This window comes from Quadrisphaera sp. KR29 (genome assembly GCF_052644995.1).
The window spans coordinates 153,109-177,599 of the sequence record NZ_JBQXXG010000001.1 but is presented as its reverse complement, the minus strand read 5'-3'; the positions used below and the strand labels follow the sequence as shown (position 1 = coordinate 177,599).

The window sequence follows — 24,491 nt, the reverse complement described above, 5'->3', positions numbered from 1 at the left end:
ACGGCCTCGGTCAGCCCGCGGCCTGGGTGTTGTCCTCGCCGACGATCCCGACCAGGCCCTCGTCGTAGGCCTTGGCGGCGTCAGCGGGGCTGGTCCCGGTCACCACGGACTCGACGGCGGTCTGGATGTTGCCGGAGATCTGCGAGTAGTCCGGGGTGGCGGGGCGGAAGTTGGTCACCGGGACCAGGGAGGAGAAGAACTCGAAGGACGGGTTGTAGCTGGTGTAGGCCGGGTCGCTGGCGACGTCCTTGCGGACGGCGATCTGGCTGTTCTCGGTGTCGTACTTCAGCGCGTTCTCCTTGTTGAGCGCCACGCTGATGAAGTCGAAGGCGGCCTGCTTGTCGGGGGCGTTGGCCCCCACGCTCAGCAGCCAGCCACCGGACATGCTCGTGGCGCCGGGGGCCTGGCCGGTCTGCGTGGGCATCGGGGCGAAGCCCATCGTCTGCTCCCACTCGGGCCAGGCGTTGTCACCGCTGATCCACTGGCCGGGCAGCCAGGAGCCGTCGATCGCGATGGCGATCTCGCCCCCGGGGAGCCCCTCGGTGGACACCCGCGACCCCCACGTGGCGTCCAGCACCTGGTCCAGCTGCGGGCCCAGGCCCTCGCCGTAGACGGTCTGGTAGAAGGCCAGGGAGTCGGTGAAGCCCTGGGACCCGGTGACCCACTTCTTGCTGTCGGTGTCGTAGAGGGTGTCGCCGGTGCCGTACAGGAGCATCTCGAAGCCCTGCATCGAGGTCTGCTCGCCGCCCGCCTTGGAGGCGTAGATGTTGAGCGGGGTGACGCCGGGCACGGCCTGCTTGACGGTCCGGGCAGCGGCCAGGACGTCGTCCCACGTCTTCGGCTGCCAGTCCGTGGGCAGGCCGGCCTGCTGGAAGATCGTCTTGTTGAAGTAGATGGCGCGGGTGTCGGTGCCCATGGAGACGCCGTACTGCTTGCCGTCGTCGCCCAGGCCGGCCTGCTTGGCCGTCTCGTCGAACTGGGACCAGTCCTCCCAGCCGTCGAGGTACTCGTCGATGGGGGCCAGGTAGCCGGCGGCCGCGTCGGAGCGCACCTGGAAGCTGTCCTCGTAGATGACGTCGGGCGCGGTGCCGGCGCTGCGGTTCATCAGGGCGAGCTTGGTGAAGTACTGGTCCTGCTCGGCCTCGATCGGCATGAGCTCGACAGTCTTGCCCTCGTTGGCGGCCTCGTACTCGCCCTTGGCCTTCTTCAGCACCTCGTCGAGCTGGGTGAACTGGCTCGTGCGCTGGTAGGCGACGGTGATGGTGTTCTCGTCGCCGCCCGACCCGCCGGAGGAGCCGCAGCCGGCGAGCGCCAGCGTCGCGGTGAGGGCCATCGCGGCGATCGCCGACCCTCGCATGGTGCGCCTGTGGTGCATGGGTGGCCCCTTCGCTCACTCGTCGAGTCCCCGGTGACTCGCGCTGGGCCTTTTCTACATCAAATGGAGTTATGACTGTCAAGAGGTGCTGCGCGCTGCGGGGCAGACGTGACGAGACCGTGACCACGACCGACCGCGAGGTCGGTGGCGGACCGGGACCCGGCGGGGCGGCTCCCTCGACGCAGGCGGCCCCGGCGGGGCCCGCGCTCCTCCGTCGCGCCCCGGGGGACCTAGTGCTGGAGCAGCAGGGTCGCCGAGCGGGGGCTGAAGGCGTCCTCCAGCACCAAGCACCCCGCGCCCACGGCGGCCACGTCCGCACCCACCACCGTGCCCCGCACCTCCAGCGGGTGGATGTCCCTGGAGGCCACCGCCTCCCGCACCAGCGGTGGCACCACCTGCAGGAAGGTCCGCTCCAGCAGCGACCACGCCGGGCCTCCGAAGACGACCTGCTCCACGTCGAGCAGGTCCACGAGGTCGGCCGCGGCCTTGGCCGTCCGGCGGGCTGCGTCCGCCAGCAGCTCGCCGGCCACGGGATCGCCGCCGTCGGCGAGCTCGCAGACCTCGGCGAAGGCCGACGTCGTCGACGTCCGGCCCCCGGGGTCACCGCCGGCGTCGAGGGCCCAGCGGCCCAGCCCCAGCCGCTCGGCCTCGCTCACCAGGTGGGCCGGGGAGGTGGACTCGCCGAGGCACCCCGCCAGGCCGCAGGCGCACTCCGCTCCCCCGCGCGCTGTGACGAGGTGGCCGACCTCGCCGGAGTTGCCCGACGCCCCGCGGTAGACCTCCCCGCGCAGCACCAGCCCGGCGCCGATGCCCGTGCCCAGGTAGAAGAAGACGGCGCTGCCGGTGCCCCCCACGCCTCCCGCCCACATCTCGGCGACAGCGGCGGCGACCACGTCCTTGTCCAGCACCACCGGCAGCCCTGTCGAGGCGGCCAGCAGGTCGCGCACCGCCACCCGGTCCCACCCGGGCAGGTTGGGCGGGTGGACGACGGCGCCGGCCGCGCTGTCCACCGGGCCCGGGGCCGCCACACCCAGCCCCACGATCCGCTCGCGCTCGACCCCGGAGGCGCCGATGACGGCGTTGACGTCGTCGGCGACGTCCGCGAGCACCTGGCCGGGCCCGGCGCCGCGGCGCAGCGGCCGCTCCTGGCGCGCCACCACCCTGCCGAGCAGGTCGAGCAGGACGACGGTCACCACGGCCGGGTCCAGGTGCACGCCGATCGCGTAGCGCCCCTGCGGCTTCAGACGCAGCAGCGTGCGGGGCTTGCCGGGCCCACCCCCCTGCTTGCCGGCCTCCTCCACGAGGCCCTGCTCCAGCAGGCGGCGGCAGATGTTGGAGACCGTCTGCGCCGACAGGCCGGTGAGGACCGCGACCTCCACGCGCGACAGGCCGGCGGCGTGCCCGCGGATGGCCTCGAGCACCACGACCTGGTTGTAGTCACCCACGCGCGGGAGGTTGGAGCCGCGGCGGACGCCGTTCGCCGTCGTCCTGCCCGCGCTCACGCCGCACAGCGTCCCACGGCGGCGCCGAGCCGCCGCGAACGCCAGCGCAGCGGCCCCGCACGCCCGTACCGTCGTCGTCGTGCTGGTGGAGGACACCTGGGTGGTCGTGCCGCTCTTCGACGAGGCGGCCGTCGTCGGCGACGTGGTCGCCGGCCTGCGCCGCAGCTTCGCGCACGTCGTCTGCGTGGACGACGCCAGCCGCGACGGCTCCGGCGAGGTCGCCGAACGGGCCGGCGCGGTGGTGGTGCGCCACCCGGTCAACCTCGGTCAGGGCGCGGCCCTGCAGACCGGCATCGACTGGGCCCTGGCCGACCCCGGCACACGGTACGTGGTGACCTTCGACGCCGACGGCCAGCACCAGGTCGCCGACGCCGTGGCCATGGTGGAGCGCCTGCGCGCCGGGGAGGCCGACGTCGTCATCGGCAGCCGGTTCCTCGACCAGCGCACCAGGGTCGGTGCGCTGAAGCGGGCGGTGCTGCGCGCCGGCGTCGTCTACTCCAACGCCACCACCGGCGTGCGCATGACCGACGCCCACAACGGGCTGCGCGCCCTCACGCGCGCCGTGGCGGCCTCCCTGGACATCACCCAGAACCGCATGGCGCACGCCAGCGAGATCGTCGAGCAGGTCGGCCGCGGCGGGTGGCGCTGGGTGGAGCATCCGGTGGAGATCCTCTACACCGACTACTCGGTGAAGAAGGGCCAGTCGGTGCTGAACTCGGTCAACATCGTCACCGAGCTCATCTTCAAGTGACCCGACCCGTGGTCCCCGCGAGCCGGGGAGGGGGCCGGCGGGGTGTGCTGCCCGGCGCCCGACCGGGTGTCTCCGCGACTCCGCGTGTCGCGAAGTGCCACGCTGAGTGGCACCCGACGGGCACGATGGCGAGGTGGAGAGCGTGCTGATCAAGGCTCTGCTGATGGCGGGCATCGGCGTCGTCGCGCTGCTGTTCGTGCGCGGGCACTCCACCGCGCGCCACCAGGCGGTGCGCCGGGTGGCCGTGGTCGGGTTCGTCGGCCTGGCCATCGCGTCGCTGCTGTTCCCGCAGACGTGGCAGTCGGCGGCCAGCGTGCTCGGCGTCGGGCGCGGCACGGACCTGCTGCTCTACGCGACGATCCTCGCCTTCCTCGGCTTCATGGTCACGTCCTACCTGCGCACCCGCGACCTGCAGCGCCAGGTCACCGTGCTCAGCCGCCGCCTGGCGCTGGACGAGGCCGCCGCCCGCGCCGCCGCCCGGTCGGCCGCCCAGACCGCCGCCCAGACCGCGGGGGCCTCCGCTGCTGCGGAGCCTGCGCACGCCGCGGCGCACCTGCGCGCACTGCCGGCACCGCGCACCGTCACCGCCAGCTGACCGACCGCCCGACCGCCCGACCGCCCGCACCACCGACGCCGACGCCGAGCGGGCTGACGTCGCCGCCGGCGAACTCGGACGACAGGCCCCATGGGTGTGACCGGACGGTCACGCTGAAGGGGCCGGTCCTCCGAGCTCCCGGAACCCCGAGCCCCCGGAACGCCTAGCGCCCGGTCCTCCGAGCCCCAGGAACGCCGAGCCCCCGGAATGCCGAGCCCCCGGAACGCCGAGCCCCTGGGGGCGCCGCACACCCGGCGTCCGCACCGCGCACCACCACCGTCCGGTGGCTACCGTCGGGGCGTGGCCCACCGCAACGACCCCGCGGTCATCGCCCGCCTGCTGACCGCCCCGGGGCGCTGGGCCGTGGTGGGCCTCTCCCAGAACACCGCACGCGCCGCGCACCGCGTGGCCGCCGGGCTGCAGCAGATGGGGCACCCGATCGTGCCGGTGCACCCGCGCGCCGAGGAGGTGCACGGCGCCCGCGGGTACCGCACCCTCGCCGAGGTGCCCGGGCACATCGACGTGGTCGACGTCTTCGTCAACAGCCGCCGCGCGGGCGCCGTCGTCGACGACGCGATCGCCGTCGGCGCCGGTGCCGTGTGGCTGCAGCTGGGCGTGGTCGACGAGGCGGCCGCCGAGCGCGCGGCCGCCGCCGGTCTCGACGTCGTCATGGACACCTGCCCCCTCATCGAGGTCGGTCGGCTGCAGCGCTGACCGCGCCGAGCTCAGATCCCTCAGCGCGTTCTCAGCCGCAACGGCCCCCTGGAGACCTACCCTCGCCAGGTGGCAGAGGAACCGCGCTGGGGCCCGGCGACGACGTACCGCTCGTCGCCGTCCCTGCGCCGCGGCGCCCCGCGCCAGCGCACGGGCTCCTCACCCCAGCGCCCGGGCAGCGCCCAGCGGTCGCGCGGTGAGCGCGCCTACCGCGAGGACGGCGGCGGCCAGCCGCCGCGCCAGCCACCGCGCCGACCGTCACCTCCTCCTGCGCCGCGAGGCGGCGCACCGGGCCGCCGCCGCCACCCGGCGCGGACCGTCGTCGTCCTGCTCCTGCTCGCCCTGGTCGGCTACCCCCTGGCGCTCGGCGCCGTCGCGTACACGTCCGTGACGCGCGTCGGCGCGCTGCCGGACTCCGCCGTGGCGGCCACGCCGGGCCAGACGATCCTGCTGGTCGGCTCGGACAGCCGGGAGGGCCTGACCCGCGACCAGATGGTGGAGCTGTCCACCGGCACCGACGTCGAGGGCAAGCGCACGGACACGATCATGCTGCTGCACCGGCCCGCGGGCGGCGGGCCCACCGTGCTGCTGAGCCTGCCGCGGGACAGCTACGTCGACATCCCCGGGTACGAGCCCAACAAGATCAACGCCGCGTACGCCTTCGGCGGCCCGTCGCTGCTGGTGCAGACGGTCGAGGGCGCCACCGGCATCCACGTCGACGGGTACGTCGAGACCGGGCTGGGCGGCTTCGCCAACCTCGTCGACGCCGTCGGCGGCGTCGAGATGTGCCCCGAGAAGGCCATCAGGGACCCCAAGGCGGGGCTCGACATCCAGGCCGGCTGCCAGACCATGGGAGGCGCCACGGCGCTCGGGTACGCCCGCACCCGCGACTTCGACGCCAACGGGGACCTGGGCCGCGCCCAGCGCCAGCGGGCCATCATCGGCGCCGTCGCCCACGAGGCCGCCTCCCCCGCGGTGCTGCTCAACCCGCTGCGCTCCTTCCCGCTGGCCGCGGCCGGCGGCTCGGCGCTGTCGGTGGACGACGGCTTCGGGCCCGCCGACCTGTACGGCTTCGTCATGGGCGTGCGCGCCGTGGCCGGTGGGCAGGCGGTCTCGCTCAACGTGCCGATCGCCAGCGACAACCGGCGCACGAAGGCCGGACTGGTGGTCGACTGGGACGAGGAGGAGGCCGGTCGGGTCTTCCAGGCCATCAAGGACGACGACACCGAGTCGATCCGCGCCATCGCCGCCGCCGAGGCCACCGGCTCCACCACCAGCGCCACGTCCTGACGCATCGCCGCTGGCTGGTGGCGCAACTGCACCGATCTTGGCGATCCACCGGCCCAGGCCCCGCCGTGAGGCCACCGATCGCCAAGATCGGCATGCCACCGCCGCACCAGCCGACCGGCGCGTCGACCGGGGACGGACAGCTGCGCTGATCTTGGCGATCCACCGGCCCAGGCCCCGCCCTCAGGCCATCGATCGCCAAGATCGGCACGTCGCGCCCGAGCTGCGGGAGCGGCCACCTGTCGTCGTCATCGGCGGGATGAGCAGGACGACGACGAAGGGCCCCGCCGGCGGTGCGCCGGCGGGGCCCTTCGTCGTGGGCGGGGAGGATCAGGTGGTGCGCAGGTCGCCGTTGAGCCCCTGCGGGTAGAAGCCGCCGCCGGAGACGCCGGAGGCGCCGTTGAGGTAGACGATGTTCAGCACCTGCTGCGGGGTGCGGCTGAAGGCGATGGCGTCGCCGTCGGCCGGCACGATGTTGGCGCTGGCGCCGCCGTCGGGGGTGAGGCCCTGGTCCAGGTCGGTCGACCCGTCCACCGCGTCGCGCACGTCGGAGATCTTCTGGGCGATGCCCTGCACGTCGGTGCCCAGCTCGAACAGCGCCGACCTCACGATCCCCGCGTGGTAGGCCTCCACCGCGAGGATGCCGGCGGCCGCCTCGAGGTAGGTCTTGTTGGTGATGAGCGGGGCGGCGCCCTTGTAGGCGGTCACGCCGACGTCCTCGAAGATGAAGGCGCCGAGCAGGAAGTTGACGTCGTTGGCGAAGGGGTCGAAGGTCTCGCCCTGCTTGATGACGCCGGCTGCCACGGCAGCGGCGGTGAAGGACGCCTTGAGGTCGATCGCGGGGCGGGAGACCTTGGCGCCGCCGAGGGCAGAGCGGAGGAACGCGACGTGCGCGAGCTCGTCCTTGGCGATCTCCTCGGCGTACTGGCGCACGGCGCGGTCCTTGAACAGCACCTTGCGGCCGCCGGTGACGCCGCCCATCTTCCCGTTGCCGTCCGCCATCGACTGCGTGAGCCCGTGGCCGAAGGCGGCGTAGGAGTAGAACTCCGCCTCGAGGTACTCGAGGTTGAGCGCGAAGTTGAGCACCGTGGCGTCGCTGGGGGCGTCGGCGGCGTTCGCCGCGGTCGCGCCGGCGGTGCCGACGGCGGCCGCACCGAGCGCTCCCAGGCCGAGGAGGCCCGCGCCGCGGAGCATGGAGCGGCGGTCGTGCGCCGTCTCGCTGCTCCTGGTGATCATGTCGTTGACCAGTGCCTTGCCGAACATCGGTGTCTCCGTCTCGTCAGCGTGTCAGGGGGTCGGTGGCAGGGCGTGCGACGCGGCGCGTCACTGCGCGGCGTCGGTGGCCTGCTGGGCCGCCTTGTCGGACACGGCGCTCTTGCCGCCGAAGATGAAGCCCGGGCCCGTGAAGTCCACGGCGTGCTTCTTGAGGTAGTTCGCCGTGGGCGCGCCGATGTCGTCGGGCGTCCAGGTGTAGAGGATCGGGACGCCGTGGTACCCGGCCAGCGCCGAGGCGGACAGCGCGTCCACCGCGTTGACGTTGGCGCCGCCCACCAGCGCCGCACCGGCGTAGGTGAAGTCGGCGGTGGCCACCGAGTCCTCGGCCACGGCCACGGCGGTGCCCTGGCGGTCGTCACCGGCGAGGCGGCTGTTCGCGCCGAGGGCCTTGTAGGTGTCGTCGGAGACGACGGCCTTGCCGCCCACCACGGTGCGGTAGCTCACCCCGAGGGCGTCGAGGGCGCCCTTGGTGGCGTCCGGCACGCGGCCGGCCTCGGTCAGGAGGATCGGGGTGTTGTTGGCCCACGCCTGCGGCCCGACGGTCACGGCGTCGGCCAGCGAGGTGCCGGAGGTGATGTACACGCGCTCGGGGGCGAACTCCCCGGCGGTCGCCACGGCCGCTGCGGTGGCGTAGCGGTCGTCACCGCCGAAGCGCTTGACGGTGTAGTCACCGGCGATGGCCTTCTCCTGGTCCTTGGAGATGACGGCCGTGCCGCCCACCAGCCAGACGCGCGTGGCGCCGAGGCGCTTGATCTCGTCGCGGGTGGCCTGGGGCGCCGCGTCGGTGTCGGTGTAGAGGATCGGGGCGTTCTTCAGCCCGGCGAGGTAGGACGCCGAGAGGCCGTCCACCGTGCGGGAGAGGTTGACGAGGACGACGTCGTCGCTGCCGCCGTTCGGGTACAGCGCCTTCGAGGACTCGACGGCGGTCTCGACGCGCGTGGCGCCACCGGTGCGCTGGTCGAACTTCACACCGGTCGCGGCGGACGCCGTGGTGGCGCCCAGGCCGGCCACGGCGAGCGCGGCGAGCAGGGTGACGGCGGCGGCGCGGGTGCGCCGGCGCGGCGTCGACGGGGTGGAGCTGGTCACGAGGTGCCTCCTGGACGGGTCTGCTGGTCTGGTGGGGCTGACGACGGGGGACGTGGCTGCTCGGCGGGCCGGAGCCGCGCTGCTCAGGTGGTGGTCAGGCGCGCGTCGTCGTTGTTGGTGCCTTCGGGGAAGAACCCGCCCCTGGTGACGCCGGAGGCGGGGTTCAGGTAGGCGATGTTGTGGACCTGCTGCGGTGAGCGGCTGTAGGCGATCGCGTTGGCGTCGGCCGGCACGAGGTTGGCGCGGTACGCCCGCGGGTTGCCCGCCAGGACGCCCTGGTCGATGTCGTCCTTGCCGTCGAGGGAGTCGCGGGCGTCGGAGATCTTGTTGGTGATCAGCGCGACGTCGACGCCGAGCTTGTAGAGGGACCGGCGGACCAGGCCCGCGTGGTAGGCCTCGACGGACAGGATGCCCGCGGCCGCGCTGAGGTAGTCCTTGTTGCTGATGAGCGGGGCCCCGCCCTTGTAGGCGGTGACGCCGAGGTCCTCGAAGATGAAGGCTCCCAGCAGGAAGCTCACCTCGTCCTTGAAGGGGTCGAAGGACTCCCCCGCCTTGATGACGCCGGCCGCGGTGGCCGCGGCGGTGAAGGCGTCGGTGAAGTTGATGGACGGGCGCGCCACGGCGGCCTGGCCCAGCGCACCGCGGAGGAACTTCACGTGCGCGAGCTCGTCCGCGGCGATCTCCTTGGCGTACTTCGCCACGGTGCTGCCGGCCTTGAACGGCACCTGCGAGCCGCCCTTGACCCCGCCGAGCGCCTTGGTGCCGCTGGTGAGACTGTCGGGCAGGCCCTGGCCGGTGGTGGCGCGCAGGTAGTACTCCGCCTCGAGGTACTCCAGGTTGAGCGCGAAGTTGAGGATCGCGCCGTCGGAGATCGCCGCGTCGGCGGCATGGGCGTCCTGGGCGCCGACCGTCAGGGCGGTGACCGCCCCCACCGTGCCGAGGCCCGCGAGGCCGGCGGCGCGGAGGAAGTTGCGGCGGTCGGTGGCGTTCTCAGCGCTTCGGCTGATCATGTCGGCGACGAGCGGCTTCCCGAACACGGTGCCCTCTTCCTGCTGTCCGGGCAGCAGGCAGCGGCGTCCGCCGTCGACCCTGACCCGGTGGCTGTCCGGCGTCGCGGCTGTGTGGCGACGCCCCTCCCCGCAGCGGGGACGTCCGTGACGCTAGGTGCGCGGAGCGTGCCGATCAGGGACGCCGCGCGGCGCGTCGCCCACGACTTCCTCGTTCACGACCCGTCAGGGCCTGACCGTCAGGGCCACCCCTGACCTGCAGAGATGCTGCCGATCAGAGCGGTTCGGAGCCGACGGCCCCAGGGACTGCCCCCGTGCCGTCTCCACTCCGGCAGACGGGAGTGTCACTCACGGTGACGTCAGGACCTCCGCTGCTCCCGCAGCCGGGCGCCCTTGGCGCGGGCGACGTCGCGCAGCTCGTCCTGGAAGCCGGACATCGCCGCGCGCAGCCGCTCCGCCAGCTCGCCCTCCCCGGCGGCAAGCACGCGCACGGCCAGCAGGCCGGCGTTGCGCGCCCCGCCGATGCTCACCGTCGCCACCGGCACCCCGGCCGGCATCTGCACGATGGAGAGCAGGGAGTCCATCCCGTCGAGGTGCCTCAGCGGCACCGGGACGCCGATGACGGGCAGCGGCGTGACGGCGGCGAGCATGCCCGGCAGGTGCGCCGCGCCACCGGCGCCGGCGATGACCACCCGCAGCCCGCGCCCGGCGGCCTGCCGGCCGTAGGCGACCATCTCGGCGGGCATCCGGTGGGCCGAGACGACGTCGACCTCGTGCGGCACGCCGAACTCGGCCAGCGCCTCCGCGGCCGCACCCATCACCGGCCAGTCCGAGTCCGACCCCATGACGACGCCGACCAGCGGCCGGCCTGCGGTGCTCTGCGGCTCGCTCACGCGCGACACCCTGCCAGCCGGTGGCCGGGGCTGCGCACGCGGCGCCTCACAGCCTGCGGGGGTCCACCTCGACCCCGCCGATGTGGACGTCGACCTCCACCACGGCCTCCGCGCCCAGCGCCTGCGGGCCCAGCACCGCCTCGACGGCCTCGGCCGTGAGCCTGCGCACCTCGTCGGCCACGGCCAGCAGCGGCGTCCCGTACGCGGCCACCACCGACACGGCGACGCGCTCGAGGCGGTGCTCGTCGTCGGTGGCCAGGCGCACCGCCTCGGCCGAGGCGCCGGGCAGCGGGTCCAGCGCGCGGCGCACGGCGGTGACGAGCACCTCCGAGGCCACGGTGAAGTCCCCGGCGCCGTGCCGGCCGTGCACCGGCTCGGAGGGGCGGAAGGCGCGCAGCGCGCTGCGCAGCACGTCGCCGCGCACCTGCTCCCAGCCGCGGTCGGTGTGCTGCCGCATCGCAGCGGTGGCGGCCGCCAGGCGCTCGGCGCCCAGCGCGGACCCGCTCGGGGTCCCCTGCTGCTCCGTCATCGCCAGTCCTCCATCGCGACCTCGAGGGTTGCTCGCGCCCGCGCCAGGCGCCCCCGCACCACGTCCGGCGTGGCGGCGCTGACCTCCGCGATCTCCGCGTAGGACAGGCCCTCCACCTCCCGCAGCAGCCAGGTCGACCGCTGTCCCTCGGGCAGTCTGCCGAGTGCGGCGTCCAGCGCCCGCACGAAGTCGTCCATCTCGACGATGCGCGCCGGGTCCTGGCCGGTGTCCGCGGCCACGCGCGTGCGCAGCTGCTCGTCCTCCACCGGCCGGGGGGTGCGCCGCAGGTGCCGGCTCTGGTGGCGCCGGACGGCGTTGGTCACCAGCGTGAACAGCCAGGTCCGCACCGCGGCCCGCCCCTCCCAGCCGGGCAGCCCGCGCCAGGCGTCGGCGAAGGCGTCCTGCAGGCAGTCGGCGGTCTCGCTGGGGTCGTCCAGCATCCGCGAGGCGTAGCGGTGCAGGGCCGGGCCGTGCCGGTCGACGAGCTGGGCGAAGGCGTCGCGGTCCCCGACGCGGGCCCGGCGGGCGAGCACGTCGTCGTCGACGACGCCCTCCTCCGCCGCGCCGCCCGCCGCAGGGCGGTCGTCGTGCGTGGTGATGTCGGCTCCTGCGGGTCGGCGGCTCCGGGTTGAACCGTGCCTTCGAAGGAGATCACCGCCGTCCGGAGGAGGCAACCGGAACTCGTCGTGCGCGACTCGAAGGGCCGGGGCATGCTCTGCCTGAGACCGCAGTGATCTGTGACCCAGATCACACGGACAGGGCCGTGACGAAGTCGCCGCACCTGACTCTCACCTTGTGCACGGCGTTCGGGAGCACCCCTCCGGAGCGCCGGGACAGCAGACCCACGACCGCACGGCCACCGCGCCGACGAAGGAGAGGACGCCCCCCATGTCCCAGACCACCGACAAGACCAGCGCCGTCGTCACCTCGGCCAAGCCGGGCGCGCTGAGCAGCACCCAGGGCACCACCACCATCGCCGACACCGTCGTGTCCAAGATCGCCGGTATCGCCACCCGCGAGGTCAACGGCGTCTACGCCCTCGGCGGCGGCGCCTCCCGCGCCATCGGCGCCCTGCGCGAGCGCATCCCCGGCGCCACCACCAACCACGCCCAGGGCGTCTCGGTGGAGGTCGGGGAGAAGCAGGCCGCCGTCGACATCGACCTCATCGCCGAGTACGGCGTGGCCATCGCCGACCTGGCCGCCGGCGTGCGCCGCAACGTCATCGCCTCCGTCGAGCGCATGACCGGCCTGCAGGTCACCGAGGTCAACATCGACGTCAACGACGTCCACATCCCCTCCGAGGACGACGACGAGGCCGAGCCGGCCAAGCCGGCCCGCGTCCAGTGACGCCCTCCAGCGCCGCGGGGCCCGGCCGGCCCGGCCAGCCCGGCGCGACGCCGGCGCCCCCGGTGACCGGTGAGGTCCTCCGCACCCGTGAGGAGCCCGCCGTCGTCGAGGGACGGGTCCTGGAGCCCGCCGACGTCGTCGCCACCGCGGTGCTGGCCGTCCCCGGGGTGGCCGCCCTCCACGGCGGCCCCCTCGGCGGGGTCGCCACCTTCCTGCCCGGCCGCCGGGTGGCGGGGGTGGCCCTGCGCGAGGACGGCACGTCGGTGCACCTCGTGCTCGAGACGACCGCCGACGTCCGCGCCACGGCCGAGGCCGTGCACCGCGCGGTCGAGGCCCTCGGTCCCGCGGTGGCCCCGCCGCCGGTCCACGTCCACGTGGAGGACCTCGCGGCCCCGGCGCCCCGCGCCTGACCCGTCCTCGGGCGGGTCGCGGCCTGGACCCCGCGACCCGCCCGCCCCACCCGGCCACCGCGCCGTGGTCACCCCCAGACACGTTCGGAGGAACACCCGTGAACAGCTCGATCCCCGCCTCCTGGGCCGCTGCCCTGGCCGGCCTGCTCCTGGCCATCGCCGGAGTGGTCGGAGGCTTCCCCGGCTTCGTCTTCGCCCTCGTCCTCGGTGCCGTCGGCTGGCTCGTCGGCGCCCAGCTGGAGGGTCGCGTCGACGTCCTGTCAGCCCTCGGCCGCCGCGGACGGGGCTGAGATGACCACCGGCACCCTCCCCGCCAGCGGGGCCGGCGCGCCGTCCGGGTCGCTGGACGCGACCCCGGACCGAGCGCCCGACCAGGCGCTGGCCGAGCCCGGCGAGCGCGGGCACCTGCAGGTCGCCGAGCGCGTCGTGGTGGCCATCGCCCGCGCCGCGGCGCAGGAGGTCCCCGGCGTGGCCAGCCCCTCCCAGGTCAAGGGCTCCCCCGCGGGCGGGCTCAGCCTCGGGGGCGTCGGCGAGCAGCTCTCCAGCGCCGTCGGCCGCACCCTGCCGCGCGCCTCGGCCCAGGTCGCGGGCAGCCGCGCCCGCATCACGGTCGAGCTGGCCCTGCTGTGGCCCCACCCCGCGGCCGCCGTCGCCCAGCGCGTGCGCGAGCACGTCAGCGAGCGCCTGGCGCAGTACGCGGCGGTCTCCACCGACTCCGTCACCGTCACCGTCACCAGCGTCGTGCGCGACGCCCGGTCCACCACCAGGAGGGTCCAGTGACCGCCCAGACGCCGCCGCGGCAGAGCAGCGGCCCCCTGCGCCCCGCCGCGCTGCCCACCGGCGCCGGCAGGATCGGCTGGCTCGGTCCCGTGCTGGCCCTGCTGCTCATCGGGCTCGCGGTGCTGGCCGGGCAGGACGCCTGGACCCGACTGGTCAGCGGCGGGCAGAGCACCTGGCTCGGCGCGCTCCTGGCCGCCCCCGACGGCCTGGCGCCGGCCTCCTGGCTGGCCGCCCCCGCCGCCGTCGCCGTCGTCCTGGGCCTGCTCCTGGTCCTGGCCGCCTTCTCCCGGCGCACGCGCAAGGCCCTGGTCCTGCGCGGCGACCTCGGCGCGCACCTGACCACCCGCGACGTCGCCCGCCTCGCCGCCGGCGCGGCCCGGCAGGTCGACGGCGTCCTGGACGCCTCGGCCGTCGCCACCCGCCGCAAGGTGACCGTGCAGGCCACCACCACCGGCGACGCCGGCACGCGGGCGGCGCTGCAGGCCCAGGTCGAGCGGGCCCTGTCCGCCCTGACCCACGCCCCGCGCGTGAGCATCGACGCCAGCTCCGCTGACAAGGAGGCCTCCCGATGAGCCGCAAGGTCGCCGGGTTCGACCGGCTGGTCGTGTTCGTCCTCGGCCTGGTCCTCATCGCCGGCGGCGCCGCCGTCGGCGCCTGGGGGCTCGGCCTGCTCGACAGGGTCGGCATCACCGGCCCCCAGCAGGTCTCCACCCAGGCCGTGACCGACGCCACCGGAGCCTCCTGGTGGGGCTACGCCACCGCGGCCGCCGCCGTGGTGCTGGGCCTGCTCGGCCTGTGGTGGCTGCTCGCCCACGTCCCCCACCGCGGGGCCGACGCGCTGCGCCTGCCCGGCTCCTCCCCCGCCGGCACGCTCTGGCTGGACGGTGACGCCGCCGTCGCGGTGGCCGCCCAGGTCATCAGCGAGGTGCCCGGCGTCCGCTCGGCCTCCGGGAAGATGGTCTCCGAGCGCGGCCAGCTGATCGCCGAGCTCGACGTGACCGCCGACCCCGAGGTCGACCTGGTCGAGCTGGACCACGCCATGTCCACCGCCAGCGCCGACCTGGCGACCGTGCTGTCCCGCTCCGACGTCCGGGGCCGGGTGCACGTGCGGATCGCCCGCCGCTCCAAGGGCCTGGCGCGGGTCGCCTGACCCGCCCCGGCGCCCGGCGCCACCGCTGACCAGGGCCCCGCGCACGGCGCGGGGCCCTCGTCGTGTCACGGCGCGTAGGTCTGGACCCGCCCCGCGCCGCGACGGACCAGCGCCGCCAGGCGCGGGCGCAGCTCGGCCAGCACCGCCGGCACGTCGACCCCCAGGACCCGCCGGTCGCGCACCACGACGCGCCCGTCGACCAGGACGTGCCGCACGTCCCCGGGCCGCGCGGCGTGCACGAGCGTCGCGGCGAGGTCGTGGACCGGCAGCAGGTGCGGTGCCGACAGGTCCAGCAGGGCCACGTCGGCGCGGTGCCCCGGCGCGAGGCGTCCCACGGCCCCCCGCGTGGAGCCGGGGTCGGCCAGGTGCAGCGCCTGGGCGCTCTGCGCGGTCGCGTGGTGGAGCACCTGCCGGCTCGTCATCCACCGCGGGTCGCCCTCGCCCCCCAGCGACTTCTGCACCAGCGAGGTCACCTCCATGCTGGCCCACAGGTCGAGGTCGCCGTTGCTGGCGGCGCCGTCGGTCGCGAGCCCCACCGGCACCCCCGCGCGGCGCAGCGCCCTGATGGGCGTGGTGCCGTGCGCCGCCTTGAGGTAGAAGCGCGGGCTCGTGGCCACGCCCACCAGGCCGAGCTCGGCCGCTGCGGCCAGCAGCGGCAGGTCGGCCTCGACGACGCCGGTGGCGTGCGCCACGAGCAGCGGCACGTCGAGCAGTCCCGTGCGCTCCAGCACCTGCACCGGGGTCGCCCCGGTCCGCTCCAGGCTGGCCCGCGTCTGCTCCGCGGTCTCGGCGGCGTGCAGGTGCACCGGCAGGTCGTGCTCGCGGGCCAGGGCGGCGAAGGCCGCCAGGTCCGGCTCGGTCACCGTGTACGGCGCGTGCGGGGCCAGGCTGGTGGTGATGCGCCCGCCGGCGCCGCCGCTGCGGCGCAGCGCGAAGTCGAGCCCCCGCTCGCGCCCCGCCTCGCCGTCGGAGGAGAACGCCGCCCAGCCGAGGTCGGCGCGGATGCCGCTGGCCTGCACGGCGCGGGCGACGGCGTCCATGTGGAAGTAGTGGTCGGCGAAGGTGGTCGTCCCGCCCAGCAGCATCTCCGCGCAGGCGAGCAGCGCCCCCAGCTCCACGTCGCGCTCGGTGAGGTTGGACTCCACCGGCCAGATGCGCTCGTTGAACCACGTGTGCACGTCGACGTCCTCCGCCGCGCCGCGGAACAGCACCATCGCGGCGTGCGTGTGGCAGTTGACCAGGCCGGGGACGGCGAGCAGCCCGCGCCCGTCGAGCACCTCCGGCGGCGGCGCGCCCGCCGGGTCGGGCCGCTCGGCCGCCGGCCCCACGCGCGTGATGAGGCCGCCGCGGACCTCGACGTCGACGTCCTCGGCGAAGCCGATGCCGCCAGGGCCCTCGTCCCCGCCGAGCCCGTGCACGAGCGCGGTGCACCCCTGGACGCGCAGGTGGGGCGGCGCACCGGCCCACCGGCCGTCGGCCACCGGCACCTCCTCAGCCGTCAACGGTGCCGGTGATGTAGTCCGCCGCGTGCGCGGCGCGGGCGCGCACGGCCTCGAGGTCGTCCCCCCAGGCCGTGACGTGCCCGACCTTGCGGCCCGGGCGCACGTCCTTGCCGTACAGGTGCACCTTGACCGCGGGGTCGCGCGCCATGACGTGCAGGTGGGAGTGGAACAGGTCGGGGTAGTCACCGCCGAGGGCGTTGACCATCACCGTCCACCGGGCGCGCGGCGCCGTCGACCCCAGCGGCAGGTCGAGCACGGCGCGCAGGTGCTGCTCGAACTGGGAGGTCACCGACCCCTCGATGCTCCAGTGGCCGCTGTTGTGCGGCCGCATCGCCAGCTCGTTGACCAGGAAGCGCGGCGGCCCACCGTCCCCGGCCGGCACCTCGAAGCCCTCCACCGCCATGACGCCGGTGACGCCCAGCTCCCCGGCCAGGCGCAGCGCCAGCGCCGTCGCCTCGGCGGCCAGGTCGTCGTCCAGGCCGGGGGCGGGCGCGATGACCTCGCGGCACACCCCGCCCACCTGCACGGTCTCCACCACGGGCCACGCCGCGGCCTGCCCGGAGGGCGAGCGGGCGACCATGACGGCCAGCTCGCGGGTGGAGCGGACGGCCTCCTCGGCCAGCAGCGGCTCCCCCGCGGCCCGCTCCAGCCACGCCGCGGCGCCGTCGGGCGAGCCTGCGAAGAGCACGCCCTTGCCGTCGTAGCCGCCGCGCGGGGTCTTGAGCACCAGCGGCCACCCGGCGCGCTCGCCGAAGGCCCGCAGGTCCTGCGCGGAACGGACCTCCGCCCACGCGGGGCCCGGCACCCCCATCGCCTCCAGGCGGCGGCGCAGCAGCAGCTTGTCCTGGGCGTGCTCGAGCGCGTCGGGCCCGGGGCGCACGGCGACGCCCTCGGCCTCCAGCGCGCGCAGGTGCTCGGTGGGCACCTGCTCGTGGTCCAGGGTCAGCGCCGCCGCGCCGGCCGCGACGCGGCGCAGGGCCTCCAGGTCGTCAGGGCCGCCGAGGACGACGTCGGGCACCACCTGCGCCGCCGACTCGTCCGGGTCGGTGGCCAGCACGCGCAGCCGCACCCCGAGGCCCACGGCCGGCGGCGCGCTCATGCGCGCGAGCTGGCCGGCGCCGACGACGGCGAGCACGGGGAAGGTGGTCCGCGTGGCGCCGGCGGTGCCCGCGCGGGCGTCCCGGGCCTGGTCAGCGGGTCCGTCGGGGGGCGTGCCATCGGGCGAGGCGGTCACGGCTGCGAGGCTAGGGGGTCGGTCTCGGCGACGGTCACCCCGTGCGGCGCCTACGGTGGTGGGGTGGAGGTCCTGACCCGCTCGCGCGCGCTGGGCGCCCGCCTGTGGCGCGCGCACAGCCGCGAGGTCGGGGCCTTCGGCGTGGTGGGCGGCGTGGCGTTCGTCGTCGACGTCGGCCTGTTCAACCTGCTCCGCTTCGGCGGCGACGGGCTGCTGGCCGACCAGCCGCTCACCGCCAAGGTGGTCTCGGCGTCGGTGGCGACGGTCTTCGCCTGGGCCGGCAACCGGTGGTGGACCTTCCGCCACCGCAACCGCTCCGCCGCCCTGCGCGAGCTGGGGCTGTTCGTGGCGATGAACGCTGCCGCCCTGCTCATCGGCCTCGCGGTGCTCGCCACCAGCCACTACGTGCTCGGCCTGCGCGGGCCCCTGGCCGACAACACCGCCAACCTCGTGGGCATCGCGCTGGGCACCGCCTTCCGGTACGTGGCCTACCGGCTGTGGGTCTTCCGGCGCCCGCGCGAGGCCGGCGCCGCACCCGGATCCGCGCCGGGCCCAGCGCCGGGCCCAACGCCGGGCCCAGCGCCGGGGCCAGCGCCGGGCCCGGACCCCGTCCGCGCCTGACGGCCCGCGAGGTGGCCGATCCCCCATGATCACCGTGATCATGGGGGATCGGCCACCGCGTGCCGGTCAGGGGGCGGCGCGCAGGAACACCGCGAACGTCGCCGGGCACTGGCGCGCCAGCTCCAGCCGCCCGCCCTCGGCGGCCACGAGGTCGCGCGCCAGCGGCAGCCCGAGCCCCGTGCCCCGGCCGCCGCTGACGGCGCGCTCGAAGATCCGCCCGCCCAGCTCCGGCGGCACGCCCGGGCCCTCGTCGCCCACCTCGAGCACCACCCACTCCCCGCCCCGCTCGCTGCTGGCCCGCACGCGCACGCGCGTGGTGCCGCCGCCGTGCACGAGGCTGTTCTCCAGCAGCACCGCCAGCGCCTGGGCCAGGGGGCCGGCGCCCGCGACCACGCGCGCCCCCGGCGGGGGCGGCTCGACCACCAGCTCGCGGCGGGCGCGCTCGAAGGCGGGCCGCCACTCGGCGCGCTGCTGGGCCAGCACCGCGGCCAGCTCCAGCGGCGCGCGCGGGGCGCTGGCCTGCAGGCGGGCGCGCGCCAGCAGGTCGTCGACCACCCCCGACAGGCGCTCGACCTGCTCCAGCGCCACCCGCGCCTCGGCGGCGACGGCGGGCTCGCTGGTGGTGGCCAGCACCTCCTCCAGCCGCATCGACAGCGCGGTGAGCGGGGTGCGCAGCTGGTGGCTGGCGTCGGAGGCGAACTGCCGCTCCACCGCCAGGCGCGCCTGCAGCTCCCTCGCGCTGCGCACCAGCGCCTGCGCCACGGAGTCCACCTCCTCCACGCCGCTGGGCGGCGGGGTGGTGGGCACCTGGCCCGAGCCGAGCCGCTGGGCCCGCTCGGCGAGGTCCTCCAGGGGCCGCGCCAGGCGCCGGGCCTGCACCAGCCCGACGGCGGAGCCCGCGGCGACGGCGCCGGCGGCCAGGCCCGCCACGAGCACCACCAGCTGGGCGTCGGCGGCCCACAGCGCCCCGCGGGCGGCGGTCACGGTGACGGCCAGCCCGTCGGCGGTGCCCGCCCTGCCCACCACCGAGGAGCCCGTCGTGTCGGGCCCGGTGCGCACCGAGGTCCCGTCGGGCAGGTCCACCACCACGCTGGCCGGCCACCGGCCCTCGCGCTGGGTGTGCTGGTCGAGCAGCCGCTCGTCGACGGCGCCGCCGGTCGCCAGGCGGCTGCTGGCCGCTGCCAGCACCGCGTCGGCGCGCACCTGCACGCTGGTGCGCGCCTGCTCGGTCTGCAGCACCACCCCTGCCACGCACAGCGGCAGGCCCAGCAGCAGGACGGCGAGGACGACGGCGGCCATGGTGGCCGCCTGCACCCGGCGGTTCACCTCAGGTCCCCGCTGCCGCTGTCACGCCGGCTGCCACCGCGGGCCGCGCCGGCCTCAGTCCCGCTCGAAGCGGAAGCCGACGCCGCGCACGGTGGTGATGAACTGCGGGTCGCCGACGTCGTCGCCGAGCTTGCGGCGCAGCCAGGAGACGTGCATGTCGAGGGTCTTGGTGGAGCCGTACCACTCCGCGCCCCACACCTCCTCCATGATCAGCTGGCGGGGCACCACGGTGCCGGCCTCGCGCAGCAGCACCCGCAGCAGCTCGTACTCCTTGGCGGCCAGCGACAGCGGCACCTCCGTGCCGGGCTCCAGCGGGGTGCCGTCCTCCGCGGAGTCCCCCGGTCTGGCCGTCCTCCACGCGCGCCGCGAGGTGGGGTCGAGCCGGACCCCGCGGGCCGCCATCTGCAGCGCCTGGGCGTCGCCCCGGCGGAGCAGCGCCCGCACCCGGGCCAGCAGCTCGGCCAGGCGGAAGGGCTTGGAGACGTAGTCGTCAGCCCCGGCGTCGAGGCCCACGACGAGGTCCACCTCGTCGGAGCGGGCGGTGAGCACGAGCACCGGGACGGCGACGCCGTCGGCGCGCAGGCGCCGGGCGACGTCGAGACCGTCCATGTCGGGCAGGCCCAGGTCGAGCACCACGAGGTCGAGGGTGCGCCGCGTCGCGGCCAGGGCCCCGGCGCCGTCGCGCTGCACGTCCACCTCGTAGCCCTCGCGCGTGAGGGCGCGGGCCAGCGGCTCGGAGATGGCCGAGTCGTCCTCGACGAGCAGCACGCGCTTCACACCGGCCAGGGTATTGACCGCCGCCAAGGCGTCGCCCGCACGTCAGCGCACGTGGACGACGTCACCCGCCGAGACGGCCACCGGCGGCCCGTCCGGCGCAGCGTCCCCGCCGCCGGCGCCTCGCCCGTCCGGGCGCACGAGCAGCCGGCCGTCCCCGTCCAGGCCCTCGGCGGTCCCGCGCAGCCGCTCGCCGCCGGGCAGGTGCACCACCACCTCCCGGCCCAGGGTGGAGCAGGCCTCCGCCGCGCGGGCCGCGAGGCCGCTGGCCGCGACGTCCCCGCCGGCGGCCTCGAGGCGCTCCACCTCCGCCAGCAGCGACCTGACGAGGGCCCGCACGAGGACGTCGCGGTCGGTGGTGGCCGAGCCCTCCAGCCGCAGGGAGGTGGCGGTGACCAGCCCGCCGACGTCCAGCTCCTCGCGGGTGGACGTCGTGTTCAGCCCCACCCCGACGACGACGCCAGCGGGCCCGCCGCCCGGCAGCACCTCCACGAGGATCCCGCACAGCTTGCGGCCCTCCACCAGCACGTCGTTGGGCCACTTCACCTGCGCCGGCAGCCCCGCCACGTCGCGGACCACCCCCACCACCGCCACGCCCGCGAGCAGGGGCAGCCACCCCCACGCCCCCAGCGGCAGCTGCGGACGCAGCAGCAGCGACAGCGCCACCCCCGAGCGCGGCGGCGCCACCCACCCCCGGCCCAGGCGGCCCCGCCCGGAGGTCTGCGAGTCGGTGGTGAGCACCGCCGGCCCGGGCCAGGCGGCGGGGTCGGCGGCCGCGCGGGCGAGCAGGTCGGCGTTGGTGGAGCCGACCTCGGCCACCACCTCCAGGCGGGCCAGCGGACCCGCGGGGGCCAGCAGCGCCCGGCGCAGCGCGGTGGCCGCCAGCGGTGGCCGGTCGAGGTCGCTCCAGCGGCCCGGGGAGGTGCTCACCGCTCCATCCTCGCCGCCGCGGGCCCCGGTGCCCGGCCGGCCGCCGGCCGTCCGCCACTTCCGCGCCTGGCCCGACTGGCTCGACTGGCTCGACTGGTCCTCCCAGTCCTCCCGGCCCTGCCGGCCCTCCCGGATCGACTGGCCCGACTCGACCGCCTGGCCCGACTGGCCCGACTGGCCCGACTGGCCCTCCTGCCTGCTCGGAGGATCGGCCCCTTCAGCGTGACCACCTCGTCACGCTGAAGGGGCCGATCGCCCGAGGGCCCGGTGGGGCGCCCCTGGACTCACCAAGACGCCAGCCGGGTGCGAAGGCCCCGCGGTCCCCGGCCGGCCCCGCGGTCCCCGGCTGGCCCCGCGGGCGGGCACCGCGCGGGCGGGCGCCGCGCGGCTCCCCTAGCGTCCAGGGGTGCCCACCGCGCAGCAGCTGACCGACCCCATCGCCGAGCACGGGGAGGGCCCCGTGTGGGACGCCGACGGCGGGCGCCTGCTCGCCGTCGACCTGGAGCAGGGCGACCTGCTCGCCGTCACCCCGGGCGGGGAGTCCTCGAAGCACCACGTCGCGGATGCGCTCGCCTGCGTGCGACCGCGCCGGCAGGGCGGCTGGGTGGTGGCCGCCCGGCGCCGCTTCGCCCTGTTCTCCAGCGTCGACGACCTGCTCGCCGGCCGCGAGGAGCCGCGCATGCTCACCCCGCTGTGGGACGACCCCGACCTGCGCTTCAACGAGGGCGGGTGCGACCCGCAGGGCCGGTTCTTCTGCGGGTCGATGGCCTACGGCGGAAGCTCGAAGGCCGAGCAGCCGGTGGGCGTGCTCTGGCGCCTGGATCCCGACGGCAGCGCCCACCCCGCGCTCGAGGGCCTGACCATCCCCAACGGGCTCGGCTGGTCGCCCGACGGGCAGCGGGCCTACCACGTCGACTCGCCATCGGGTGAGGTCTCGCTGCTGCACGTCGAGCCGGGCACGGGCGAGGTGCTCGGCAGGGAGCCGTGGGTGCGCCTGGCCGACGTGCTCGGCGGGGAGGTGGGCGGCGTGCCCGACGGCCTGGTGGTCGACGCCGAGGGCGGCGTGTGGGTGGCGCTGAACGGTGCCGGCGCCGTCGTCCGGCTCGACGCGGACGGCGCCCTGAGCGAGCGCGTGGAGGTCGGCGTCCCCGGGGTCACCGCCTGCACCCTCGGCGGCACCGCGGCCGGGGACGACGGCACCGGGGACGACGGCGCCGGGCCCTCCGGGGGCGCGGTCCTGTACGTCACGACGTCCACGCAGGGGATCGACCTGGAGGCCCACCCGGCGTCGGGCTCGGTGTTCGCCCTGCCCGTCGCCGTGGCCGCACTCCCACCGCTGCGCTACGACGGCTGACGGCGGCCGACGGCGGACGGCGCTGGCCGACGCACGTCGGCCGCGCCGGGGGCGTGGCTACCCTCGCGGGGTGACCACGACCGACGGCGGCCCCTCGACCACCTCCGGGCCCGACCTGCGCACGACCGCGGGCAAGCTGGCGGACGCCCGCGCCCGCCGCGAGGCCACCCTGCAGCCCGGCTCGGCGCGCGCCGTGGAGCGCCAGCACGCCAAGGGCAAGCGCACCGCCCGCGAGCGCCTGGAGGCGCTGCTCGACGAGGGCAGCTTCGTGGAGGTGGGCGCGCACTCGCGCGCGCTGTTCGGCGACCCCGCCGCGGGGAGCACCGACCGGCCGCCGACGGACGGCGTGGTCGCCGGGCACGGCACGGTGGACGGGCGCCCCGTCGTCGTCTACTCCCAGGACTTCACCGTCTCCGGCGGCTCCCTCGGCGAGGTGCACGCCTCCAAGATCGTCAAGGTCATGGACCACGCGCTGCGCGTGGGCTGCCCGGTGATCGGCATCAACGACTCCGGCGGCGCCCGCATCCAGGAGGGCGTCTCCTCCCTGGCCGGGTACGGCGACATCTTCTGGCGCAACGTGCGCGGCTCCGGCGTCGTCCCCCAGGTCTCCCTGATCATGGGCCCGTGCGCCGGCGGCGCCGTGTACTCCCCCGCCATCACCGACGCCGTGGTGATGGTCGAGGGGACCTCGCACATGTTCGTCACCGGCCCGGACGTCATCCGCACCGTCACCGGTGAGGACGTCGCCATGGAGGAGCTCGGCGGCGCGCACACGCACAACGCCGTCTCCGGCGTGGCCCACCACATGGCGCCGAGCGAGGACGACGCCATCACCTGGGTCAAGGACTGGCTGGCGCACCTGCCCAGCAACAACCTGTCCGAGCCGCCCGTCTTCGCGCCGCTCGACGACACCGACCCGCTGCTGGTCACCGACGCCGACCTCGAGCTCGACGCGCTCGTGCCGGACTCCGCCAACGTCCCCTACGACGTGCACGAGGTCATCGCGCACGTCCTGGACGACGGGGAGCTGCTGGAGGTGCAGGACCTGTTCGCCCCCAACGTGGTGGTCGGGTTCGGGCGCGTGGAGGGGCACTCGGTCGGCGTCGTCGCCAACCAGCCCGCGCGGTTGGCGGGGACCCTGGACATCGACGCCTCCGAGAAGGCCGCGCGCTTCGTGCGGCTGTGCGACGCGTTCGGCGTCCCGGTCATCACGCTGGTGGACACCCCCGGGTTCCTGCCGGGCACCGAGCAGGAGTGGAACGGGATCATCCGCCGCGGCGCCAAGCTGCTGTACGCCTACGCCGAGGCCACCGTCCCCAAGATCACGGTGATCACGCGCAAGGCGTTCGGCGGGGCGTACATCGTCATGGGCTCCAAGCACCTCGGCGCCGACGTCAACCTCGCCTGGCCCACCGCGCAGATCGCGGTCATGGGCGCGCAGGGCGCCGTCGAGATCGTGCACCGGCGCACCCTGGGCGCCGCCGCCGAGCAGGGCCACGACGTCGCCGCCGTGCGCGCGGGGCTGGTGGAGGAGTACGAGGAGCGCCTGGCCAACCCCTACGTCGCGGCCGAGCGCGGCTACGTCGACGACGTCATCGAGCCCTCCCAGACCCGCGCCCACGTGGTGCGGGCGCTGCGGGCGCTGCGCACCAAGCGCGAGCAGCTGCCCGCCAAGAAGCACGGGAACATCCCGCTGTGAGCGTGCTCGGCCAGAGCGGTCCCGCCGAGGACGACGTCGTCAAGGTCGTCGCCGGCGGGCCGACCGAGGAGGAGGTCGTGGCGCTGGTGGCCGCGCTGGCGGCGGCGGCCTCGGTGCGCAGCGCGGCCGTCGAGCCCGACCCGGGCCCGGACCTGTGGGCCGACCGGGCCACGCTGCTGCGCGTGCCGCCCGCACCGGGCCCCGGCGCCTGGCGCGCCGCCGCCTGGCGCCGCTGACGCCCCACCCCGCTGGGCTCAGGGTGGCCCTGGTCCCGTGGGAGTGGACCGGGGCCACCCTGGGCCCACGAGGCTGACAGGGCGACGACGCCCGGACGGTCGGGCGGGACGGGA

Annotated in this window: 27 protein-coding genes; 14 read left to right on the top strand and 13 right to left on the bottom strand. The window is 75.8% G+C overall.

Annotated elements, in window-relative coordinates; all coding sequences use genetic code 11:
- Positions 1 to 10 precede the first annotated feature (10 nt).
- Both ACUN9U_RS00780 and ACUN9U_RS00775 read right to left on the bottom strand, forming a co-directional pair.
- The gene (locus ACUN9U_RS00780) at positions 11 to 1,375 is read right to left on the bottom strand and encodes an extracellular solute-binding protein (RefSeq protein WP_445483013.1); all 1,365 of its coding nucleotides are present in this window, start codon (positions 1,373 to 1,375) and stop codon (positions 11 to 13) included.
- A 230-nt stretch (positions 1,376 to 1,605) separates the two neighbouring features.
- Positions 1,606 to 2,877, bottom strand: coding sequence for an ROK family transcriptional regulator (locus ACUN9U_RS00775; protein WP_445483012.1), 1,272 nt, complete (start codon positions 2,875 to 2,877; stop codon positions 1,606 to 1,608).
- A gap of 85 nt (positions 2,878 to 2,962) precedes the next feature.
- Here ACUN9U_RS00775 and ACUN9U_RS00770 point away from each other — a divergent pair, with 85 nt between their 5' ends.
- The 4 genes from ACUN9U_RS00770 (at position 2,963) to ACUN9U_RS00755 (ending at position 6,227) form a co-directional block, all read left to right on the top strand.
- Positions 2,963 to 3,628, top strand: a complete 666-nt coding sequence (locus ACUN9U_RS00770; protein WP_445483199.1) for a glycosyltransferase family 2 protein — start codon at positions 2,963 to 2,965, stop codon at positions 3,626 to 3,628.
- A gap of 133 nt (positions 3,629 to 3,761) precedes the next feature.
- The gene (locus ACUN9U_RS00765; protein ID WP_445483011.1) at positions 3,762 to 4,223 is read left to right on the top strand and encodes a DUF2304 domain-containing protein; all 462 of its coding nucleotides are present in this window, start codon (positions 3,762 to 3,764) and stop codon (positions 4,221 to 4,223) included.
- Positions 4,224 to 4,523: 300 nt separating this feature from the next.
- Positions 4,524 to 4,937 carry a CoA-binding protein gene (locus ACUN9U_RS00760; protein ID WP_445483010.1) on the top strand — a complete coding sequence of 138 codons (414 nt, stop codon included), beginning with the start codon at positions 4,524 to 4,526 and terminating at the stop codon, positions 4,935 to 4,937.
- A 69-nt stretch (positions 4,938 to 5,006) separates the two neighbouring features.
- Positions 5,007 to 6,227 carry an LCP family protein gene (locus tag ACUN9U_RS00755; protein ID WP_445483009.1) on the top strand — a complete coding sequence of 407 codons (1,221 nt, stop codon included), beginning with the start codon at positions 5,007 to 5,009 and terminating at the stop codon, positions 6,225 to 6,227.
- A 327-nt stretch (positions 6,228 to 6,554) separates the two neighbouring features.
- Here ACUN9U_RS00755 and ACUN9U_RS00750 read toward each other — a convergent pair whose 3' ends face one another.
- The 6 genes from ACUN9U_RS00750 to ACUN9U_RS00725 form a co-directional block, all read right to left on the bottom strand.
- Positions 6,555 to 7,487 (bottom strand): ferritin-like domain-containing protein, encoded by a 933-nt coding sequence (locus tag ACUN9U_RS00750; protein WP_445483008.1) that lies wholly within the window; start codon positions 7,485 to 7,487, stop codon positions 6,555 to 6,557.
- 60 nt (positions 7,488 to 7,547) lie between these two features.
- Positions 7,548 to 8,585 carry a cell wall-binding repeat-containing protein gene (locus ACUN9U_RS00745; protein ID WP_445483007.1) on the bottom strand — a complete coding sequence of 346 codons (1,038 nt, stop codon included), beginning with the start codon at positions 8,583 to 8,585 and terminating at the stop codon, positions 7,548 to 7,550.
- An 83-nt stretch (positions 8,586 to 8,668) separates the two neighbouring features.
- A complete protein-coding gene (locus tag ACUN9U_RS00740; protein WP_445483006.1) occupies positions 8,669 to 9,622 on the bottom strand; it encodes a ferritin-like domain-containing protein in 954 nt (317 codons plus the stop codon).
- Positions 9,623 to 9,951: 329 nt separating this feature from the next.
- On the bottom strand, positions 9,952 to 10,437 hold the full coding sequence (gene purE / locus ACUN9U_RS00735) for a 5-(carboxyamino)imidazole ribonucleotide mutase (RefSeq protein ID WP_445483198.1): 486 nt from the start codon (positions 10,435 to 10,437) through the stop codon (positions 9,952 to 9,954).
- 94 nt (positions 10,438 to 10,531) lie between these two features.
- Complete coding sequence (locus tag ACUN9U_RS00730) at positions 10,532 to 11,014, bottom strand: hypothetical protein (protein WP_445483005.1); 483 nt, start codon at positions 11,012 to 11,014, stop codon at positions 10,532 to 10,534.
- Positions 11,011 to 11,547 carry an RNA polymerase sigma factor gene (locus ACUN9U_RS00725; RefSeq protein ID WP_445483004.1) on the bottom strand — a complete coding sequence of 179 codons (537 nt, stop codon included), beginning with the start codon at positions 11,545 to 11,547 and terminating at the stop codon, positions 11,011 to 11,013. Before ACUN9U_RS00725 ends, ACUN9U_RS00730 begins: the two co-directional genes overlap by 4 nt.
- Positions 11,548 to 11,902: 355 nt before the next feature.
- On the opposite strand from ACUN9U_RS00725, the gene ACUN9U_RS00720 reads away from it, so the two are divergent.
- From ACUN9U_RS00720 to ACUN9U_RS00695, 6 genes are all read left to right on the top strand, one after another.
- Positions 11,903 to 12,361 (top strand): Asp23/Gls24 family envelope stress response protein, encoded by a 459-nt coding sequence (locus ACUN9U_RS00720; RefSeq protein ID WP_445483003.1) that lies wholly within the window; start codon positions 11,903 to 11,905, stop codon positions 12,359 to 12,361.
- A gap of 62 nt (positions 12,362 to 12,423) precedes the next feature.
- Positions 12,424 to 12,771 carry a hypothetical protein gene (locus ACUN9U_RS00715; RefSeq protein ID WP_445483002.1) on the top strand — a complete coding sequence of 116 codons (348 nt, stop codon included), beginning with the start codon at positions 12,424 to 12,426 and terminating at the stop codon, positions 12,769 to 12,771.
- Positions 12,772 to 12,869: 98 nt separating this feature from the next.
- Positions 12,870 to 13,061, top strand: a complete 192-nt coding sequence (locus tag ACUN9U_RS00710) for a DUF2273 domain-containing protein (protein ID WP_445483001.1) — start codon at positions 12,870 to 12,872, stop codon at positions 13,059 to 13,061.
- A 1-nt stretch (position 13,062) separates the two neighbouring features.
- The gene (locus ACUN9U_RS00705) at positions 13,063 to 13,551 is read left to right on the top strand and encodes an Asp23/Gls24 family envelope stress response protein (RefSeq protein ID WP_445483000.1); all 489 of its coding nucleotides are present in this window, start codon (positions 13,063 to 13,065) and stop codon (positions 13,549 to 13,551) included.
- Complete coding sequence (locus ACUN9U_RS00700) at positions 13,548 to 14,123, top strand: DUF6286 domain-containing protein (protein ID WP_445482999.1); 576 nt, start codon at positions 13,548 to 13,550, stop codon at positions 14,121 to 14,123. Before ACUN9U_RS00705 ends, ACUN9U_RS00700 begins: the two co-directional genes overlap by 4 nt.
- Entirely contained in the window at positions 14,120 to 14,701 is a 582-nt protein-coding gene (locus tag ACUN9U_RS00695) for a hypothetical protein (RefSeq protein WP_445482998.1), read from the top strand. The genes ACUN9U_RS00700 and ACUN9U_RS00695 overlap by 4 nt, the downstream gene beginning before the upstream one ends.
- A gap of 65 nt (positions 14,702 to 14,766) precedes the next feature.
- On the opposite strand, the gene ACUN9U_RS00690 is transcribed toward ACUN9U_RS00695, so the two are convergent.
- The gene (locus ACUN9U_RS00690; RefSeq protein WP_445482997.1) at positions 14,767 to 16,182 is read right to left on the bottom strand and encodes an amidohydrolase; all 1,416 of its coding nucleotides are present in this window, start codon (positions 16,180 to 16,182) and stop codon (positions 14,767 to 14,769) included.
- A gap of 10 nt (positions 16,183 to 16,192) precedes the next feature.
- A complete protein-coding gene (locus ACUN9U_RS00685) occupies positions 16,193 to 17,437 on the bottom strand; it encodes a 5-(carboxyamino)imidazole ribonucleotide synthase (RefSeq protein ID WP_445482996.1) in 1,245 nt (414 codons plus the stop codon).
- A gap of 63 nt (positions 17,438 to 17,500) precedes the next feature.
- Between ACUN9U_RS00685 and ACUN9U_RS00680 the strand changes: the two genes are divergently transcribed.
- A complete protein-coding gene (locus ACUN9U_RS00680) occupies positions 17,501 to 18,058 on the top strand; it encodes a GtrA family protein (RefSeq protein WP_445482995.1) in 558 nt (185 codons plus the stop codon).
- Positions 18,059 to 18,124: 66 nt separating this feature from the next.
- Here the strand turns inward: ACUN9U_RS00680 and ACUN9U_RS00675 are convergent, their stop codons facing one another.
- The 3 genes from ACUN9U_RS00675 to ACUN9U_RS00665 all read right to left on the bottom strand — a co-directional run bounded on the left by ACUN9U_RS00675 (position 18,125) and on the right by ACUN9U_RS00665 (position 21,088).
- Positions 18,125 to 19,357, bottom strand: coding sequence for a HAMP domain-containing sensor histidine kinase (locus ACUN9U_RS00675; RefSeq protein ID WP_445482994.1), 1,233 nt, complete (start codon positions 19,355 to 19,357; stop codon positions 18,125 to 18,127).
- A gap of 81 nt (positions 19,358 to 19,438) precedes the next feature.
- Positions 19,439 to 20,161 (bottom strand): response regulator transcription factor, encoded by a 723-nt coding sequence (locus tag ACUN9U_RS00670; protein WP_445482993.1) that lies wholly within the window; start codon positions 20,159 to 20,161, stop codon positions 19,439 to 19,441.
- 42 nt (positions 20,162 to 20,203) lie between these two features.
- Positions 20,204 to 21,088: a biotin--[acetyl-CoA-carboxylase] ligase gene (locus tag ACUN9U_RS00665; protein ID WP_445482992.1), complete on the bottom strand. Its 885-nt coding sequence runs from the start codon at positions 21,086 to 21,088 to the stop codon at positions 20,204 to 20,206.
- A 406-nt stretch (positions 21,089 to 21,494) separates the two neighbouring features.
- On the opposite strand from ACUN9U_RS00665, the gene ACUN9U_RS00660 reads away from it, so the two are divergent.
- From ACUN9U_RS00660 to ACUN9U_RS00650, 3 genes are all read left to right on the top strand, one after another.
- On the top strand, positions 21,495 to 22,442 hold the full coding sequence (locus ACUN9U_RS00660; RefSeq protein ID WP_445482991.1) for an SMP-30/gluconolactonase/LRE family protein: 948 nt from the start codon (positions 21,495 to 21,497) through the stop codon (positions 22,440 to 22,442).
- A 70-nt stretch (positions 22,443 to 22,512) separates the two neighbouring features.
- Positions 22,513 to 24,141: an acyl-CoA carboxylase subunit beta gene (locus ACUN9U_RS00655; protein ID WP_445482990.1), complete on the top strand. Its 1,629-nt coding sequence runs from the start codon at positions 22,513 to 22,515 to the stop codon at positions 24,139 to 24,141.
- On the top strand, positions 24,138 to 24,377 hold the full coding sequence (locus ACUN9U_RS00650; protein ID WP_445482989.1) for an acyl-CoA carboxylase epsilon subunit: 240 nt from the start codon (positions 24,138 to 24,140) through the stop codon (positions 24,375 to 24,377). The genes ACUN9U_RS00655 and ACUN9U_RS00650 overlap by 4 nt, the downstream gene beginning before the upstream one ends.
- Positions 24,378 to 24,491: the final 114 nt, after the last annotated feature.

Coding starts and splice junctions, on each gene's coding strand:
- ACUN9U_RS00675 (WP_445482994.1), bottom strand. CDS start 19,357: ATGGCCGCCGTCGTCCTCGCCGTCCTGCTGCTGGGCCTGCCGCTGTGC.
- ACUN9U_RS00730 (WP_445483005.1), bottom strand. CDS start 11,014: ATGACGGAGCAGCAGGGGACCCCGAGCGGGTCCGCGCTGGGCGCCGAG.
- ACUN9U_RS00780 (WP_445483013.1), bottom strand. CDS start 1,375: ATGCACCACAGGCGCACCATGCGAGGGTCGGCGATCGCCGCGATGGCC.
- ACUN9U_RS00720 (WP_445483003.1), top strand. CDS start 11,903: ATGTCCCAGACCACCGACAAGACCAGCGCCGTCGTCACCTCGGCCAAG.
- ACUN9U_RS00695 (WP_445482998.1), top strand. CDS start 14,120: ATGAGCCGCAAGGTCGCCGGGTTCGACCGGCTGGTCGTGTTCGTCCTC.
- purE (WP_445483198.1), bottom strand. CDS start 10,437: ATGGGGTCGGACTCGGACTGGCCGGTGATGGGTGCGGCCGCGGAGGCG.
- ACUN9U_RS00750 (WP_445483008.1), bottom strand. CDS start 7,487: ATGTTCGGCAAGGCACTGGTCAACGACATGATCACCAGGAGCAGCGAG.
- ACUN9U_RS00705 (WP_445483000.1), top strand. CDS start 13,063: ATGACCACCGGCACCCTCCCCGCCAGCGGGGCCGGCGCGCCGTCCGGG.